Genomic DNA, 17,123 nt, shown 5'->3' with positions numbered 1-17,123 from the left:
TGGGCCCCTCGTATGAGGGGCTTTAAATTTCTACCCATTCCGTTTCCTGGATAATCTGCTCGCGAAGGAGTAGCTGTTTTTGTTCCTGTTCTTTTTGTATGGCAAGTTCTTGCTCTTCCTTCGCCTTTTTCATTTCATCACGCAATAGTTTTTCGCTTACGACTTGTCTGCGTGTGAGGGTAAGATATGAAAAAAGGGCAGTCTTGAGGTGTTTCAGATCTGGTTCAACGGTTGTAATTTGCCGCTGAATGATTTTTGAAATTGGAAAAATGACGTGCCGTTGGAGCCCCTTTAACCAGCGGGGAATAACGACTACACCAATAAGACCGAGGATAGCTGCCAAATTCCCGCCGAAAGGCCCAAGGCCTAGGAAGAATAATAGATAGAAAGTAACCACACTATTGGTTGAGCAATGATAATTGACAATATCACTTTCTGCAATATCATGAAGGGTTTCGAGTGATTTCTCCCCCTGATGGCTGAACATCTTATGTTCTGCCCCATGAAACTGCCGCAACGGGTAGGGAAAAAAGAAATGATAGCCAAAGGTAGCGAGAGGCAATAGATAAAAGGGATAATCAGGCTGGCGAATAATCCAGATGATTAGGCCTAGGATACCTACTATTAAATACCACGGAACCGTTACTATAATTCTTTTCGCGAAAAATAGCATCCCTTTTTTATCGTAGGTGAAAAGGTGTGTAACTATGTTCCCCTTTGTATCAACCCCTGAATGGGCGATATATTCCTTATCCATATAAAAAATTCCCTTTGGGTAGGACATTCCCCTAATCATCAGAGTTTTTCCCCCAAGCTTTTCTTTCAGTGTAACATGGTTTAGTTTGTTTTTCACGTTGGTAGAGCATGGGGGATGCTCAATTCGTGGATCCTCTGTCCGTTTAATAGCGTAGGAATTTTGTTTTTCTGCATAATGGACGTGTTAAGGGTCTCTTCACTCGAAGATATCGAAAACTCTTCTCCTATGGCCCCTCACTTTTTAAAAGCAGAAGTGCTTTTTCTTCCGTCGGGATGCGTACGGCCTTCAAGAAGCAAAAATTGATGAGAGACCAAACAAAAGCAGTATAGTAGGCACCGAAAATAAGCGGAACCAAGGCAATCTCTGTGATCACGATCCAATAATTTGGATGTTTCACCAAGCGATAGGGCCCTTTTTTAATCAGAGTTGCCTCTGGGAGGATATAAATCCTTGTGTTCCAATAGGGACCAAGAGATTGAATGCACCAGTAACGAAGCAGTTGGGTCAAGAAAAAGAGGATAAGAGGAAGAAGCCACCAGGAAGGGGCAACGGCATTCCACACAAGGACTTCCACAGCAAGCGTGAGAAAGAAACCGACGTGGATCGCAACAATATATTTATAATGATTGGCGCCGACTTCATACCCTCCACGCTGCCTCATCCAGTCCGCATTTTTTTTGGCCAATCGAAGTTCACCTATCCGTTGAATCAGCAGGAAACAAAAAAAGACAATAAAATAACCGCTCATCAATGGGTTCCCTCCACCAAAATCATTTCAGCGCTAAAACCGGGCCCGAGAGCGGAAATCAGACCTTTTTCACCCGGGTTCATTTGCTTTTGCTTAATGAATTCATTTAATACATATAGTACGGTACATGATGACATATTCCCATTTTCTTTTAAAACTTGTCTTGTAATGCCAAGTTTTTCTTCCGGAATATCAAGCGCCTTCTGAAAAGCTTCTAACACTTTTTTACCGCCAGGATGAATGATGTAATGGTCAATTTGCTCGATCTGTTCAGCTTTCAGAAAAGAATGTACTTCGTCTGCCACACGTGTTTTCACGATTGTAGGGATATCCCGGGAGAAGATAACATGAAAACCAGAAGAAGAAAAATCCCAGCCCATGACATCTAACGAATCAGGCCAATAGGTACTCATTGATTTGATTGCTTGAATTGGCGCCTTCACCTTGATCTCCGCCTGATCCCCTGCGATTAAAACAGCTGCGGCTCCATCTGCAAATAATGAAGTGGCAACCAGGTTGCTTTTGGTTAAATCATTCGGTTGGAAGGTCAGTCCGCATAATTCAACGGCAACGACAGCTACGACCTCTGTGGGATAAGATTTTACATAGTCTAGGGCACGGGAAATACCAACAGCACCGCCTGCACACCCGAGTCCCCAGATCGGTGTCCGTTTCGTATGTGTACTAGCACCCAATTCATTTAGTATCCGCACATCAATGCTAGGTGTAGCCATCCCTGTGGTGGAAATAAAAAAGAGGTGTGAGATGTCCGCGATGTCGACTTGGCATTTTTCCATGCAATGGATTAAGGCTTCCTTACCATAAAGAACTGCGTTTTCAATATAGATCGAGTTTTTTTCCTTGAATCCAGGATTGTTTTTAAACCATTCCATCGGTACGCAAAATTGACGCGTGTCAATTCCTGTGTTTTCAAACAACCCGATCAAGCGATCAATATCGGAAAAAATATCGGAGAACATATCTTTAACAAACGGTTTTACATCGGCTTGATGGAACGTATAAGGCAGATGTGCCGTTCCGGCTCCAAGAATTGAAGGCATATAAAGCCCTCCTTTTGTGAAATGATTTGCCATCTTTTCCCCTCGTAGTATGCCCGAAAAATTGGAAATTAACAGTTGTTGGAAATAATATAGAACGGATGGGGAAATTTCCTTATTTTTCTTTTTGGGCTAAAATAGGATATGGTATAGGAATGAACGTCATTTCAAGGAGGTAGAAATCATGGAGGCAACAGAAAAACGTAAATTGCCAAAACGTGAAGAATTGGAAGCACAAGTAAAATGGAAGCTGGAGGATATGTTCAGCAGTGAAGAGGAATGGGAGAAAGACTTTTCAGCTGTACAAGAGATGTTGCCACAAATTGAACAATTCAAAGGGAAGTTAGATCAGGCGGAACAACTTTTCCAGTGTCTGCAATTAAAAGGGGAGATCTCCCTTTTGATTGAAAGGTTGTTTACATATGCGCGGATGCGCCGTGATGAAAATAATGCCAATACAAAATATCAGGCATTAGCGGATAGGGCTTCTTCGTTAAGTGTTAAGGTAAGCAGTGCTACTTCATTTATTGTTCCAGAGATTCTCACTATGGACGAAGCAAAGGTCCAAGGGTTCATGCAGGAAAAGAAAGAGTTAGAGTTATATCGTTTTTATTTTCAGGAATTATTCCGGCAGCAACAGCATGTCCTTTCTGCAGAGCAGGAAGCTATTTTAGCCCAAGCTGGAGAGATGGCAGGGGCACCGCAGAACATCTTTCGGATGTTGAATAATGCCGATCTAAAGTTCCCAAAAATCAAGGATGAGGACGGGGACGAAGTCGAACTGACCCATGGCAGATATATTCAATTCATGGAATCCTCCAATCAAGAGGTTCGCAAGAACGCATTCAATGCGATGTATGATACATACCGGAAATATAACAATACAATCGCTGCAACCCTAAATGCCAGCGTCAAAAAAGATGTTTTCTATGGTCGGGTGCGGAAATATGATTCAGCCTTGCAAGCATCATTAGATGATGACAATATCCCGGTTGAAGTGTACGAAAACCTCATTAAAACGGTTCGAAGCAATTTGCCGACCTTTTACAGGTATATGGAACTCCGTAAGAAAATGCTGAAACTGGATGAATTAAATATGTACGACATCTATGTTCCGTTGGTCCAAGACCTGGATATGAAAATTTCTTACGATAAGGCTTATGAAACGATGCTGAAAGGTCTCTCACCGCTTGGTGAAGAGTATATTTCCATTGTAAAGGAAGCCAAAAACACGGGTTGGATTGACGTGTATGAGAACGAAGGGAAGACGAGCGGGGCCTATTCCTGGGGAGCGTACGGAACACATCCGTATATTCTGTTAAATTTCCAAGACAATGTGGACAATATGTATACGCTTGCCCATGAAATGGGGCACGCAATGCACAGCTACTTCTCCGATAAAGAACAGCCATATCTGTATGCACAGTATACGATTTTTGTCGCTGAGGTGGCTTCGACCGTAAACGAATCGCTATTGATGGATTGGATGCTTAAAAATACAACCGACCGTAAAGAAAAAATGTATTTGTTGAACCATTATCTGGAGCAGTTCCGAGGCACCGTATTTAGACAAACGATGTTCGCCGAATTTGAAAAACTGATCCATGAAAAGGTGGAAGTAGGCAGTGCCCTGACACCAGAAACCTTGTGTTCTATGTATAAGGATCTGAACAAGGATTATTACGGCGACCATGTGGTCATTGGGGATCAGATTGAAATGGAATGGGCGCGTATTCCTCATTTTTATAACGGGTTTTATGTGTATAAATATGCCACTGGATTTTCTGCGGCTACAGCCCTTTCACAACAAATTTTGAACGAGGGAAAACCGGCTGTCGAGCGCTATCTTCAATTTCTCAAAGGCGGAGGGTCGAATTATCCGCTTGACTTGTTAAAAGGGGCGGGAGTGGATATGACAACATCTGCACCAGTACAAAGCGCCTTGGACGTTTTCAAACGTTTGTTAGGGGAACTCGAGGCCCTTGTGGACGAATAAGAGGAGAGCTTAACAGCTCTCCTCTTTCCCTTTACTGTAGAATCTCCCTGTTCAGAATCCAAATCCCTATCGGCATGACACAGGCCAACAAGACCATAAAATAATAGGTGTAACCGAGTCCGAAATCAAATCCGACAACGAGAAGGAGAAAAAAGCAGAGCCGCCCTACACTTATGGAGAATTCCCGAAAGACAAGAAACTGCATTAACTGCCCAATTTTATTTCTAATCGGATCTCTCTCAGCTTCTGTTATTAAATCGGAAAAATGCGTTGATTTTGCCGGTAGCCACAATAACGGAAAAGAAACGGCAATCACAATGTTAAACAGGATAAACCAGCTGGACTCGGCAAGCAGCAGGGATAAGGTAATAATCAATGTGCCAAGCATTCCCATGCTGAGAAAGATGTCCCTGTTGGACAAGGATAAAAAACGGCCTGTTAGCCAGTACATAATCGCGCTGATCGCACCAAAGAGCAAGTTCCAGGATCCTAATTGGAATTCGTCTTTAACAATGAAATAAAAAAACAAGCCAAATGACATTTGAATAAAAGAAAAGTAAAATCCATAGGCAAGTGAGGAAAAACCCATGCGGGCTACCTTGTCGCTTTTTGCAAGGAAGAAATACCGCTTTTGAAACCCTCCATCCATTTGCATTCCTGGGATAGAAAAGCTTAGAAGCAGTTGAATACATAGAAGAACAAGAACAAGGAGAAAGGTATGGACATATCCTTGATTAGCAATCATGATTCCAGCACAGACTGGAGTCAATAGCTGTGCTGCGGTCGCAATGGCAGATTCAACACCAAGCAGATATGAACGGTTTCTTTTTTCCGTAAGCCATAAGAGATGCAGATTGAATCCGATATAAAACAGACCGACATAGCTACCATACAGAATCCCAAGAAGAGGAAGCGTATCGTAATCTGTAGCCTGGTTGGATAAAAACAAATAGCTGAATAACAGAAGGGCACTAATGGATGAACCGATAAACGTAGCCCTTGAACCGATCCACTGTAAAAAATAAGCCCCTAGAATGGATCCTACAAAAATGGATACCACCGAGAACACATTGTAAATCCCTATCCCGCGAAAAGACTGTCCTTTATCCCACAAGTAGACGTTAAGAAAAAGGCTGGCAAAACAAAAGATCACGGAAAAAATAATTTGTACGGCAAATAAAGCCCTAATGGGTGACCAGTGGCGTGGTCGTATGAACATTGGTCGTCCTCCCTTTCTATTCCACTTTATGATGTATATTTCATTCTAATTCTGGAAAAGTTAGGAAGGATGAAGATTTTATCCTATAGATTTCTCTATAAAGATCATAGAATAGGAGGAGAAGTATGTTTAAAAAATGGATAAGCCTATCCATTTGCTTTATTTTGACATGCCTTTCTATGAATGCTGTCGAAGCAGTAGAATCCGTAGTTTATAAGGTTAAAAAAGGTGATACACTATGGCATATCGCAAAAATGAATCATGTTGATCTATACCAGCTGAAAAGGATGAATAACCTCAAAGGTGATCTGATCTACCCTGGGGATATGTTAACGATTCCAAAAGCAAGAAACAAAAAAGAAATTCAGATGAGCAAAAAGGATTTCCAGTGGTTTGTAAAAATTATTGAAGCGGAGGCAGGGGGAGAATCATTTACGGGGAAAGTAGCCGTTGCGAGTGTTGTGCTCAACCGCGTACTTCACAAGGATTACCCGAATTCTGTGACTGATGTAATTTTTCAAAAAATCAATGGTGTGTACCAATTTTCTCCCGTTGGCGATGGAAGAATTCATAAGGTCCAACCTTCCAATGATTCTTATAAAGCTGCAAGTCAGGCATTGAAAGGAACCGATCCAACCAAAGGGGCACTCTTCTTCTATAACCCGACAACCGCTCGCAGCAAATGGATACGTTCAAGGGTCGTTATTCGGGAAATTGGAAGCCACCATTTTGCATATTAAGTAAAGCTTCTATTAAAGCCGATTCGAAGAAGTTTATACCTTTCTATGCAAAAAACCTTTCTTCCAAATCTACTAATAAAATTATTGATTTCAGTATAAAATGGAAAACGGCGGGTTGTTTTCTGGTGTGTAATGAATTAGAATAGGATAGTTATTTAGAAAGATACAAAATAGAATGGAGGAAGTGTGGATGAAGTGTATTAGTGTGTATACAAAGGACTTTGAGAAATTTTCAGATATATTTGAACAGATACTAGAGTCATCTTTAGATGAAAACGAGGAAAAAGAAATCGAAGGCATTACAGTTAGTGATGCCGGGGATGTTGATCTAGAGTATATTGAAAAAATGAGGCAAAAACCAGAAGTCGCAGTGATGAAGGTGAAGAAACAGGGAATCGTCATTTTGCAGCATGGGGAAGTTTTTGAAGTAATGATTCCTTCGCAGAATGAGGATGAGGAAGCATCAGCATAGTCGAACGCATGAGGGATTAGACCCCAATGTAAAATTTCGCATAAAAATACGGGAGTAATATTCCAACCTTTTTCATTCGGGGTGGGAGATTTACTCCTTTTTTGTGTGGAATGGACTAATTTTAAATGAGATAGGAATCGGGAATGTATGGTTTGAATAGACGAGAAATTGCAAATCTGTCATACTAACAATAGATTTAAAAATAGAAAAAATGAAGAGTAGAAGAGGAGAAAACAATGAAAAAGAGCTTGTTGGCTATACCGCTTGCTTTAGCCTTGCTATCCGGTTCGATGTCCTCAGCTACAGCTGCCGAAGATAGAAAAAATAAGGTGGTCGTTGATGGGGCAGCATTGGAGAATACCACTCCGCTTATTTTAAATGGGAGAAGCTTTGTCCCCTTTCGAGCCCTGGCGGAAGCACTAGACGTAACCGTTACATGGAATGACAAGGAACGTACCGTTAATGCAATAAGCGATGATGTTATGTTGGAGCTTACGATTGGTTCGAAACAGGCGCTTACCAATCAAGGAAACTTTGACTTGGATGCCGCACCGATGATCAAAAATGGAAAAACATATATCCCTCTTCGTTTCTTTGCAGAAACGTTTGATGCCAAAGTCACATGGGACCCGGAAAATCAAAGTATCTATATGACGACGCCTCCAGCCGCAATGGCTGTGATCGGTTTTTATACACTAGGAGATGCGCAAACAAGCAGTTGGACTGATTTATTTACCATGGACTACCCTGGGACAGGCATAGGGAATACCGATTTGGTTAGCGAATTGGCTTTGGGCTGGTATAGTATGGACGAAGAAGGTAACCTGTTGCCGAACAATCCCTATTATTGGAATCGTCCTGCGGATTGGGAGTCGGTATTGGGGGCGGCTGGGGACTATCGAATGAAAACGGAGATGACCATCCATCTGCCGGAGAAGGATCCCACTCTATTAACTCTACTAACAGACGAGCAGGTAAAGTCACAGGCGATCACACAAATCGTGAAAGAAGTTGAGCTTTATGACGGGGTTAATCTTGATTTAGAAGGTCTAGGGCTTGGGCAAAGCGAGGAACAGATCGTTAAAACACAAAGCCAATTTACCAGATTTGTAAGTGACCTGTCAGAACAGCTACGATCCAATAATAAGAGCTTAACTTTAACACTACATGCACCAAACAGCGTATATAAAGGATATGATTATAAATCATTAGGGGGAGTCGCCGACCAAATCATTATCATGGCTTATGATTATACCGATCCTAAATCACAGCAGCCTGAACCACTGAACAAGGTGGAACAGGCGGTCGAATTGGCCAAAGCAGTTGTTCCTGCTGAGAAACTGGTACTTGCGATAAATTTGTGGAAAGAAGATGAAGAGACCATTCAGGATAAAATTGCAATCGCCAAAAGACATCATCTGAAAGGCATTGCCCTTTGGCGATTGGGGCTGGTTCAGAATGATTGGAACGGGATCCGACAGCAGATCAAAAAGAGGTATTAATAGTAGACGGGTCTTCTTTTCACTAAAAAGAAACCTAATGAATACCCGGTAACGAGTCCTCCGATATGACCCAAAATACTGATCCCTGGAATGACGAAAGTGGATATGACACCGAAAATAAGAATCGGCAGTATGGTCTGGCGCGAATAGGTGTCCATCAAATCCCGCCGGTATCTAGCTAAGTAAGCATACATTCCGTAAATTCCAAAGATAGAACCAGATGCACCGGCAGCGATCACTTCTGGGCCTGAAAACAAAAATGTTAGAATGAATCCGGAAGCTCCACTAGCCAGATAAAGCAACAGGTAACGAAACTTTCTGAGCATAATTTCCAATCCGGGGGCAAAAATAAGGATCGCAAAATTATTGAACAAAAGATGTTCCCAACCAATATGGATGAAAATCGGGGTGAGAAACCGGAAATATTCTCCCCCTTCAAGAATAGCGGGTTTGAAATAGGCACCATATTGAATCAGGGTGACAAAATCAGTCGAACCTCCACCGAAAGTCATGAAGAGAAAAACGATAATATTAATGGCCATTAAAAGACTGGTAATTGGATACCGGCGTATATAGGTTCGCCAGTTTTCATTTCGTACAAACCAAGACATGATGGGATACCCTTTCTTTTTCAAAACATCCTACTGTTCCTAGTGTATCTGTTTAAGCAAAATTTTTCCATTACCTGTTTCGTTCCTAGATAAAAATTATTATAATTTAATATTGAATTTAATGTAGTAAGAAGTATAATATGAATATAAGGAATTAAGAAGATGGTAATTTAAGTAAGTGAGGCTTTGAAGGAGTGAATAGCGAGATGACAAAGCTGAAGCTTCGGAATAAGGAAATCGGATCACCGGAATATTTGAAGAAGTTACAGGATATTAAGAAAGAGGCCAGTAAACAAAAACTTTCAAATAAACTTAAAAATTCTCACGCAGCCAGTGAATAATTAGGATGTCTAGAGAAAACACCCCAAGAAAGGGGTATTTTTTTTGCCCTAAAATCGGTTATTGAATCAGCAATGACTATAGAGATATACTTAGAAAAGACTCCTAAGAATAAGACAAATAGGGAATATTATCGAAAGCTTACCTTTATTTTAGAGAGGGGTATTGGAATGGATTTTACTTCCATTCGTTACGTAGATATTATTGGAGACGTACATGGCTGTTTTGACGAGCTTTTATTATTAATAAAAGAATTAGGCTATTTAAAAAAGGACAAGTTGTATCATCACCCACAAGGGCGGATGCTTGTCTTTCTCGGAGATCTGTGTGACCGCGGCCCGCGCAGCTTGGACGTGTTGGAATTTGTAAAAGTACATAAAGAAGCCGGATTGGCTTTGCACTGTCCTGGCAATCATGATGACAAATTACTTCGTTGGTGCCAGGGGAGAAAAGTACAACTGAAGCATGGATTGGAAACTACCGTTGAGGAAATTAAGAAAACGAAGAATCCACAAGCAACCAAACAATGGATTGAACAATATTTGAGCAAATTACCTTTGTACTTTCTCTTTGATCACGGCAATCTTCTTGTATCACATGCTGGGCTGCCGACGGAGTATAAAAGGCTTCCTTTAAAGAAATTGAAGGAAATTTGTCTGTATGGGTTTCCGACAGGTAAATTAGATCAGCATGGCTTACCGGAACGTTCACCGGTAAAGAAACATTATTCGGGGAAGGCTCTGTTAGTTCATGGGCATACACCGCTCCATCGTCCAGAATGGGAGGCAAATATCCTGAATATTGATACAGGATGTGTTTTTGGCGGAAAATTAACCTGTTTTCGCTATCCGGAAAAAGAATTTACACAGATACAGGCCTTAGAAAAATATGGGGAGAGCAAGAGATTCCAAATTTAAACGGGGTCAGACCCTGGGTCTAACCCCGTTTATTATTCAGAGATGGTAACGGTTTTGATAAAGACTTCCTCCGTAGGAACGCTTTTCTCTCCAAAAGAATTTTCCTTAACAGGAACATTGGAAATCGCTTCGACCACATCCATTCCATCTTTCACTCGACCGAAGACGGTGTAATTTGGTGTACCATTTAGATTTTCGCTCCCGGGACCATTGCATATGAAAAATTGACTGCCATTTGTATTTGGTCCGGCATTTGCCATCGCAACAATCCCTTTTTCGTATGGGTACGCCGGTGGAAGTTCGTCTTCAAAGCTGTAGCCAGGAGTGCCTGTTCCCGTCCCTGTAGGGTCCCCTGTTTGAATCATAAAGTCTTTAATTACGCGATGAAACACAACTTTATCGTAAAAGTGTTCATTTGCCAAGAATATAAAGTTATTAACCGCTTTGGGAGCTTCCTTGGCAAATAGTTCGATTGTGATATCGCCTTTATTTGTTTGGATTGTGGCTAAGTAATTTTTGTTTGGATCAATCGTCATGGCAGGGGGCTTGTCCCATTGTTTGTAAGTGGGATTTGCTGGTGTAGCTTCTGGTTGTTGTTGATTATTTCCGCAGCCGCCTAGCAGGAGAGCAGCGAACAGGATGACCCAAGTCAGTGTCCATTTCTTCACAAAATTTCCATCCTTTCCAATTAGAGAATACACCTTATTATAAACTATAAAGAGACATATAATGAAATATTTACACTTAAAGGGGAGAAACCAAAATGATCAAAATGGGGCGGATGATAGTTCCCATGCTATGTACTTTTACTTTGCTTGCTGGATGCTCTCAGCCGGAACCTACAATCCAATCTGCCAGTAAACCCGAAGTGAAACAGGATAAGCTGCTAGCTAAGGAGGAGTACAGACCTGAGAAGGTGACCGTCCAATCTGGGACTGAGCCCAAAAGTTCGGTTCCACCAAAGACTGAGAAGGTTGTTCCTATTGTGTCAACACCTGCAGAATCAATACTCCCAGAACGACCGCATTTTGACTATCCGGAAGCTGTTCGTGGGATTTATGTTACAGCCCATTCTGCTGGGGGAGAACGGTTTGCTAGATTAGTTGAATTAATTGATTCAACAGATTTAAATGCGATGGTGATCGATATTAAAGACGATTATGGCCACCTTACTTTTCAGGCAGATGGAAAACTAGCTCCTTATAGCAAACCTATTATTAAAGATCCGAAAGCATTGTTAGCTACCCTGGAAAAACACAAGATCTATCCAATTGCTAGGGTGGTGGTCTTTAAGGATTCTGTTTACGCCAATTTGCATCCCGAGGCTTCTTTTGTTGAACAAGGGCATATTTGGAAGAATGGGAGAGGGGAAGCGTTTGTAAATCCCTTTGTAAAAGGAGTTTGGCAACATAATCTGGAAATTGCTAAGGAAGCAGCTCGTCTAGGATTTCATGAAGTGCAGTTTGATTATGTGAGGTTCCCGGAAGGATTTGAAAAACGGGAGGCGGCTCTTCAATATACGATGGGAGATTACAAGAATCCTGCTCCAAAATTGGATAATCTAACAGCATCTACCGCACCGGTTCCTGCAGAAGAAAAAGAAGATGATCGTAGTGTAAAAGCCAGAGTCGATGCGGTTACCGATTTTGTCTCTTATGCCAAAAAGCAATTGGAGCCGTTCGGAGTAAAAGTTTCCGTCGATATCTTTGGCTATACAGCAACCCTGCCAGAAGCACCGGGGATTGGCCAGAACTTTACTAAAATTAGTGAGCATGTCGATGTCATCTCTTCGATGATTTATCCTAGCCATTGGGGCAATGGCTATTTCAATATTGCAAAACCGGATTTGAAGCCCTATCAATTGATTCAGGAATACGTGAAGATGGAAAAAGAAAAGATGAATAAAATAGAGAATCCACCCATATCACGGCCATGGATTCAGGATTTTACAGCAACATGGTTAGGGAAGGGAAACTATATCCCATATGGCAAGAGGGAAGTGGAAGCGCAAATTAAAGCTTTAAATGAAGGAGGGATCAAGGAGTTTTTACTATGGAACGCTGGAAACAGTTATACCAAAAATGTGGATTACACACCGTAGTGTTGCTTACACCTTTTCTAAAATAGGAGAATAAGCTGTGATATGGAGGTGTTCCATATGTTTGATAACATTGTTTTAGACTATGCCACGTTATCAGCACTAGTTGCAGCTTTGGTTTCTGTTCTCGGCAACGCATTTCATATCGAAACAAGATATCGTGCTTTAATTGCCATCGTCATCGGGGTTATACTTGTGTCCATGCCTAACTGGCTAATGGAGAAAAGTGTAGCAGCCCTTTTAATCGGATTAACCGCTAGCGGTGTATATAGTCAGGTGAAAAAAAGAGATTATCGTGCAAATTCCGAAACTCAAACAGTGGATCAAAACAATGTGTCGTCCGCAGAATCTAAAGGTCCGTTAACAAGGATTAAAGGACCAGAGGATGTTTAAAAAATCGGCTTTTAGCCGATTTTATTGTAAAAGTCTCTTAAAAACAAACGCTGGAGAGAAAAAAATGGCAACAAGCCTACCGAATATCAACGAAATTATGGATGTGTGCCTGCTTGCAGGGAAAATCATGTTGGAAAATGGGGCGGAAACATATCGGGTAGAGGATACGATGGCACGCATCGCGGCGGGATATGGGATTAAACATTCCCATAGCTTTGTCACGCCAACGGGAATTATATTTTCCGCAGATGGGTCCGAGTCAACCAAATTCTCGCGAATTTTGGAGCGTTCCACTGATTTGCGGAAGGTGACGATGGTCAACAGTCTGTCGAGGCTAATTAGTAATGGAGAGCTTTCTCTCACGGAAGCCTACCATCAATTAAAGGTGCTCGAAACAGCCAAACTTGCCTATCCCATTTTTCATAAGGTTGCTGCAGCGGCGATTGCGAGCGGGTGTTTTTTAATTATGTTTCAGGGGCAATGGCGTGACTTCCTTCCTGCCTTTTTTGCGGGTGGGGCAGGATATTTTTGTGCTGTTTATTTAGAACGTTTTGTACGTGTTAAATTTTTTTCAGAATCACTAGCGGCCTTCATTATTGGTTTAATGGCGCTGTTTTTTGTTTCAACGAAAATCGGCGTGCAGATGGACAAAATTATTATTGGCTCGGTGATGCCTCTCGTTCCAGGGTTGTTAATTACTAATGCCGTAAGGGATTTGATGGCTGGCCATCTCGTTTCGGGACTTTCCAAAGGGGCAGAGGCATTTCTCACTGCATTTGCGATAGGTACTGGGATTGCTGTCGTTTTTTCATTCCTTTGATGTTACAGAAAGGAACACCTACCATGATCGAACAATTAATAACCAGTTTTATTGCCGCAGCTGCTTTTGGCATTATTTTTAACGCACCGAAAAATTCCTTGCTGCAATGCGGGTTTGTCGGGATGCTAGGCTGGGCCGTATATTTTTCTTTTGTATCCTACAAGTTTGATCCGGTGCTTGGCACACTCGCCGCTTCGTTTATTGTTGCCTTTGTGAGCCAAATTTTTGCAAAGATCTTTCGGACCCCCATGATTATCTTTAGTGTGGCCGGGATTATTCCTTTGGTTCCCGGTGGGATGGCCTACGACGCGATGCGGAATTTTGTGCAAAATGATTATAATATAGCCATTCAACTGGCTGCAAAGGCATTTATGCTATCGGGTTCAATCGCTATTGGACTAATTTTCTCAGAAGTTATTTATCGTATTTTTCAAAAATCCTAGTCCTGTCGGATCGTTGTTCTGCTGTAAAGGTATTAAATTGCAACTGGATTTTGTCGATAAATTTAAGCAGCAAAGACGCAGTATTAATGGCATCATCAATACCTCTGTGCGCTTTTCCTAGCGGTTCAATCCCTGCTAGTTCCAGGGCGTTTTTTAATCCTAATTGATTTTTGCTTCCCGGGTTTAAGATCCTGCCGATTTGGCTTTGAATATCGTTGTAATTTTTAAACCAGTCCAATTGGACCTTTAAACGATCACATTGATTGACAAAATGAAATTTGTCATCCTTTCCCCAGGAACAAAGAAAATAATCCTTTCCCAGCCATTGCGAAAATTTCTCAATCCCCATGCGAAAGGGCACTGACCTTTTCAGATCCTCTTTTCTCATATTGATAAATTCCCGCGTACTCTTGGTGACATAGCCGCTTTTAGGCAGGATATAGATTTGCAGTGTGTCAATCATTTGCTTCTTTTCAATATCTACCTTACAGGCACCTATTTCAACAATTTCACTAAGCTGTCCTTTTTTAAATCGCTTCACTAACTCAAGGTCAAATACAATAGCATTCAAATATCTTCATCCTTTTCACTTAGACTTCCATTCTTTTATTATATGTTTTGTTAGGAACATTTGAGAAGTACCGGATCCTCCTTTCCATTTTAGTCCTATTTTCCTTTTTGTGGTTATTTTTTATTATTTTTGGACATCTTATCAAGAAAATATGATAAAATAAAATCACCTGATCTGAAAGCCTTAAAGGTCAACTACATGGTTTGTGAAAGAGAGTATTTCGACGTAGTACGCAAACCCGTTTAAGAAGGAGGAGTATTTTGAAGCAGTATTCGAAAAAAAATCAGGTTCCTTCACATTATAAAACGAAGGAAGAGCTGCAGAAGATCGGTAGGATACCAGTGGGGTCTCCGATCGCCAAACTTGTAGAAAAGAATAGGATTTTTTATTTATTTGACCAGAATCAATCCGCACCCATCCCAAATCGAAATACGGTCACATTAAAACCAACTTTGGATAATTTGGCGATTGCCATTTATGTAGTCAACCGGCATGCAAAGACAAGTCCTCAACCTCAAAAACTCTATCAATTAAAAACCTCAGCGCTAGAGAAATTAATGATTGAAGGAAAGGCACATAAGGTCGGGCTACAGCAATCCCCCAATCCCAGTAAATATCATCAACAGACATGTAATACGCTAGTAAAAGTTGGTGAATACGGTTTTCATCTTTTATCAACCCGTGAAGATCTCCAGGGACTTCCGCATTTAGGGGAATGGAATGATGAATTCAGGAACCCTACCGAATCCTTTTCACTACGCCAAGCTATTTCCTTGCTGGAGCAATATGTTGGCATTGCCGAAAAAACACAGATTGCAGACCAGAAAAAACCTTCGCGTTTCCCTCCTGCCAGACCTAGGAAACCTTTACTTAGCCCGTTTTACAAAAACACAAACCTGAGAACTTAGAAAGTGGTTTACGAAACCGCTTTCTTTCTTTTTCATCGACTTTACATCTGTATTGCGTTATATTAGGGGGACATATGCTACATCATATAAGGAAACCTTCTACTATCGAAGCCCGTTTGAAGAAGTTGTATTCATCATTAGAAGGAGCTTTCCCCCTTCGAGGACAACAATCCCTTCTAAGCAAGAAGGAAAATCGACGTAGTTCAGAAGGAATCAGGTGCTGCCATGCCGATAGGCAAGCTATGTGGAAGAAAACTGATCAAGCTTTTGACGGAGGAACAAAAATATGAGGCGCGAAGAGCTAACTGATTTAATACATAACATGTCGGAGAAGGAACTTGATATTATTGCAAAAGCTGTACAAGCTGTAGGAAGAATGAGGGAGAATGATTATCCCTTTATGGGGAATTTTCTGCAGTTAACGGTGGTTCCAAGCAACTATGACTTTAGTTGTTCGATGCCGATAACGCGGGATCTGTTGAACCCTTACCGTATTGTGTATGGTGGTGTGACTGCGATGATGGCAGATATGGCGATGGGATGGATGTTGGAGGAATTAATTGAACCAAGGGACAAGGTAGTGACATTAGATATGAATGTCAACTACCATAACCCTGGCCGTGGAAAAGAGCTCATTGCCCACTGTACCGTGGTTCATCGTGCACAAAACGTGATGCAGGCATCGTGCACAATTGTCAATGATAAGGATGAACTCGTTGTCACTTCTACAGGAACCTTCTTTCATTTGGTCCGCTCTGTTAAAGGTTAGTCGTTTTCCGGTGGCTGGTTCACCATATGATAAGCAACCTGTGTTAATCTTTGAAACATATGCTCACGAATCGGACCTTCCAAGCCAATTTTATCCATGGCATCATGCATACAAGACAACCAGGCCTCAGCTCTTTTCGGTGTAATAGGAAAAGGAATATGCCGGGCTCTCAGCATAGGATGGCCATATTCCATTGAATACAGGAGTGGACCTCCAAAAAATTGGGTAAGAAACTTAAATTGTCGATTCGCTACTTCTGTTAAATCATCCGGGAAGATCGGGATCAAGTCAGGGTGTTTCGCAACATTCCCGTAAAAGGCATTAACTAGTTTGCTAATGGTTTCTTCCCCGCCAATTTTTTCATATATATTTTCTATGTATTCCAATGTTTCATCCTCCTTCTTTTTTAAAACCCTATGCTTTCTTACCATTGTATATTAGAATCTTAGATTGAGTAAGATTTAATCATAAATTAAGGGAGTGTGCAACTCGGTGATTCCATTTAGTCACACCTTGCCGTACGAAAGGATCGGGTCAGACCTGTATATCCATGAATGTCCCTTCTGCGGCAGTGAACGAATCCTTCTTACGTGGAGACTGAAAGATCTTGACGGGGTGAAGGAAAGAATAAAAAAGGCACTTGTGATGCCATGCTGTCATGAAAAACTAATGATTATTGATGCTGATAGCGACTATCTCCTAGCGGACACACCGATTCGCAGGTGAATCCGAACAAAAAACTGCATCTTATTGGCAATAATT

The 17,123-nt window shown here is 41.4% G+C and carries 22 protein-coding genes; 14 read left to right on the top strand and 8 right to left on the bottom strand.

Annotation, left to right across the window (positions count from 1 at the left end):
- Positions 1–22: 22 nt before the first annotated feature.
- The 3 genes from J2Z37_RS25615 to J2Z37_RS18495 all read right to left on the bottom strand — a co-directional run bounded on the left by J2Z37_RS25615 (position 23) and on the right by J2Z37_RS18495 (position 2,566).
- Positions 23–853 (bottom strand): DUF1385 domain-containing protein, encoded by an 831-nt coding sequence (locus tag J2Z37_RS25615; protein WP_209811783.1) that lies wholly within the window; start codon positions 851–853, stop codon positions 23–25.
- Between the two features lie 127 nt (positions 854–980).
- Positions 981–1,505 carry an isoprenylcysteine carboxyl methyltransferase family protein gene (locus J2Z37_RS18500; RefSeq protein ID WP_209811782.1) on the bottom strand — a complete coding sequence of 175 codons (525 nt, stop codon included), beginning with the start codon at positions 1,503–1,505 and terminating at the stop codon, positions 981–983.
- Positions 1,505–2,566, bottom strand: coding sequence for a type III polyketide synthase (locus J2Z37_RS18495; protein WP_209811781.1), 1,062 nt, complete (start codon positions 2,564–2,566; stop codon positions 1,505–1,507). Before J2Z37_RS18495 ends, J2Z37_RS18500 begins: the two co-directional genes overlap by 1 nt.
- 181 nt (positions 2,567–2,747) lie before the next feature.
- On the opposite strand from J2Z37_RS18495, the gene pepF reads away from it, so the two are divergent.
- Complete coding sequence (pepF, locus tag J2Z37_RS18490; RefSeq protein WP_209811780.1) at positions 2,748–4,559, top strand: oligoendopeptidase F; 1,812 nt, start codon at positions 2,748–2,750, stop codon at positions 4,557–4,559.
- Between the two features lie 31 nt (positions 4,560–4,590).
- Here the strand turns inward: pepF and J2Z37_RS18485 are convergent, their stop codons facing one another.
- On the bottom strand, positions 4,591–5,778 hold the full coding sequence (locus J2Z37_RS18485) for a hypothetical protein (protein ID WP_209811779.1): 1,188 nt from the start codon (positions 5,776–5,778) through the stop codon (positions 4,591–4,593).
- A 125-nt stretch (positions 5,779–5,903) separates the two neighbouring features.
- Here J2Z37_RS18485 and J2Z37_RS18480 point away from each other — a divergent pair, with 125 nt between their 5' ends.
- From J2Z37_RS18480 to J2Z37_RS18470, 3 genes are all read left to right on the top strand, one after another.
- Positions 5,904–6,518 (top strand): cell wall hydrolase, encoded by a 615-nt coding sequence (locus J2Z37_RS18480; RefSeq protein WP_209811778.1) that lies wholly within the window; start codon positions 5,904–5,906, stop codon positions 6,516–6,518.
- Positions 6,519–6,708: 190 nt separating this feature from the next.
- The gene (locus J2Z37_RS18475) at positions 6,709–6,990 is read left to right on the top strand and encodes an NAD/NADP transhydrogenase alpha subunit (protein ID WP_209811777.1); all 282 of its coding nucleotides are present in this window, start codon (positions 6,709–6,711) and stop codon (positions 6,988–6,990) included.
- Positions 6,991–7,226: 236 nt separating this feature from the next.
- Positions 7,227–8,492 (top strand): stalk domain-containing protein, encoded by a 1,266-nt coding sequence (locus J2Z37_RS18470; protein ID WP_209811776.1) that lies wholly within the window; start codon positions 7,227–7,229, stop codon positions 8,490–8,492.
- Here J2Z37_RS18470 and J2Z37_RS18465 read toward each other — a convergent pair.
- Entirely contained in the window at positions 8,489–9,103 is a 615-nt protein-coding gene (locus J2Z37_RS18465) for a rhomboid family intramembrane serine protease (protein WP_209811775.1), read from the bottom strand. The genes J2Z37_RS18470 and J2Z37_RS18465 overlap by 4 nt on opposite strands.
- A 206-nt stretch (positions 9,104–9,309) precedes the next feature.
- Between J2Z37_RS18465 and J2Z37_RS25885 the strand changes: the two genes are divergently transcribed.
- Both J2Z37_RS25885 and prpE read left to right on the top strand, forming a co-directional pair.
- Positions 9,310–9,444: a hypothetical protein gene (locus J2Z37_RS25885; protein ID WP_280922237.1), complete on the top strand. Its 135-nt coding sequence runs from the start codon at positions 9,310–9,312 to the stop codon at positions 9,442–9,444.
- A 168-nt stretch (positions 9,445–9,612) separates the two neighbouring features.
- A complete protein-coding gene (gene prpE, locus J2Z37_RS18460; RefSeq protein ID WP_209811774.1) occupies positions 9,613–10,359 on the top strand; it encodes a bis(5'-nucleosyl)-tetraphosphatase PrpE in 747 nt (248 codons plus the stop codon).
- 32 nt (positions 10,360–10,391) lie between these two features.
- Here prpE and J2Z37_RS18455 read toward each other — a convergent pair whose 3' ends face one another.
- Positions 10,392–11,027, bottom strand: a complete 636-nt coding sequence (locus tag J2Z37_RS18455; protein ID WP_209811773.1) for a peptidylprolyl isomerase — start codon at positions 11,025–11,027, stop codon at positions 10,392–10,394.
- A gap of 95 nt (positions 11,028–11,122) precedes the next feature.
- On the opposite strand from J2Z37_RS18455, the gene J2Z37_RS18450 reads away from it, so the two are divergent.
- From J2Z37_RS18450 to J2Z37_RS18435, 4 genes are all read left to right on the top strand, one after another.
- Positions 11,123–12,460, top strand: a complete 1,338-nt coding sequence (locus J2Z37_RS18450) for a putative glycoside hydrolase (protein ID WP_245203928.1) — start codon at positions 11,123–11,125, stop codon at positions 12,458–12,460.
- Between the two features lie 57 nt (positions 12,461–12,517).
- A complete protein-coding gene (locus J2Z37_RS18445) occupies positions 12,518–12,850 on the top strand; it encodes a hypothetical protein (RefSeq protein WP_209811772.1) in 333 nt (110 codons plus the stop codon).
- Positions 12,851–12,914: 64 nt separating this feature from the next.
- A complete protein-coding gene (locus J2Z37_RS18440; protein ID WP_209811771.1) occupies positions 12,915–13,670 on the top strand; it encodes a threonine/serine exporter family protein in 756 nt (251 codons plus the stop codon).
- The gene (locus tag J2Z37_RS18435; protein WP_245203926.1) at positions 13,670–14,113 is read left to right on the top strand and encodes a threonine/serine exporter family protein; all 444 of its coding nucleotides are present in this window, start codon (positions 13,670–13,672) and stop codon (positions 14,111–14,113) included. Before J2Z37_RS18440 ends, J2Z37_RS18435 begins: the two co-directional genes overlap by 1 nt.
- Here the strand turns inward: J2Z37_RS18435 and J2Z37_RS18430 are convergent.
- Complete coding sequence (locus J2Z37_RS18430) at positions 14,085–14,684, bottom strand: 3'-5' exonuclease (RefSeq protein WP_209811770.1); 600 nt, start codon at positions 14,682–14,684, stop codon at positions 14,085–14,087. The two genes, J2Z37_RS18435 and J2Z37_RS18430, sit on opposite strands and share 29 nt — an antisense overlap.
- 260 nt (positions 14,685–14,944) lie before the next feature.
- Between J2Z37_RS18430 and J2Z37_RS18425 the strand changes: the two genes are divergently transcribed.
- The 3 genes from J2Z37_RS18425 to J2Z37_RS18415 all read left to right on the top strand — a co-directional run bounded on the left by J2Z37_RS18425 (position 14,945) and on the right by J2Z37_RS18415 (position 16,361).
- Positions 14,945–15,592, top strand: coding sequence for a YkyB family protein (locus tag J2Z37_RS18425; RefSeq protein WP_245203924.1), 648 nt, complete (start codon positions 14,945–14,947; stop codon positions 15,590–15,592).
- Positions 15,593–15,666: 74 nt separating this feature from the next.
- Positions 15,667–15,882 carry a hypothetical protein gene (locus tag J2Z37_RS18420; protein ID WP_209811769.1) on the top strand — a complete coding sequence of 72 codons (216 nt, stop codon included), beginning with the start codon at positions 15,667–15,669 and terminating at the stop codon, positions 15,880–15,882.
- Positions 15,879–16,361 carry a PaaI family thioesterase gene (locus J2Z37_RS18415; protein WP_209811768.1) on the top strand — a complete coding sequence of 161 codons (483 nt, stop codon included), beginning with the start codon at positions 15,879–15,881 and terminating at the stop codon, positions 16,359–16,361. Before J2Z37_RS18420 ends, J2Z37_RS18415 begins: the two co-directional genes overlap by 4 nt.
- Here J2Z37_RS18415 and J2Z37_RS18410 read toward each other — a convergent pair.
- Positions 16,358–16,747, bottom strand: a complete 390-nt coding sequence (locus tag J2Z37_RS18410) for a globin domain-containing protein (RefSeq protein ID WP_245203922.1) — start codon at positions 16,745–16,747, stop codon at positions 16,358–16,360. The two genes, J2Z37_RS18415 and J2Z37_RS18410, sit on opposite strands and share 4 nt — an antisense overlap.
- A gap of 106 nt (positions 16,748–16,853) precedes the next feature.
- On the opposite strand from J2Z37_RS18410, the gene J2Z37_RS18405 reads away from it, so the two are divergent.
- Positions 16,854–17,087 carry a hypothetical protein gene (locus J2Z37_RS18405; RefSeq protein WP_209811766.1) on the top strand — a complete coding sequence of 78 codons (234 nt, stop codon included), beginning with the start codon at positions 16,854–16,856 and terminating at the stop codon, positions 17,085–17,087.
- The last annotated feature ends 36 nt before the right edge of the window (positions 17,088–17,123 follow it).

Origin of the sequence: Ammoniphilus resinae, from assembly GCF_017873965.1 — a bacterium.
GTDB lineage: Bacteria > Bacillota > Bacilli > Aneurinibacillales > RAOX-1 > Ammoniphilus_A > Ammoniphilus_A resinae.
This window is presented reverse-complemented; position numbering and strand designations above follow the sequence as displayed.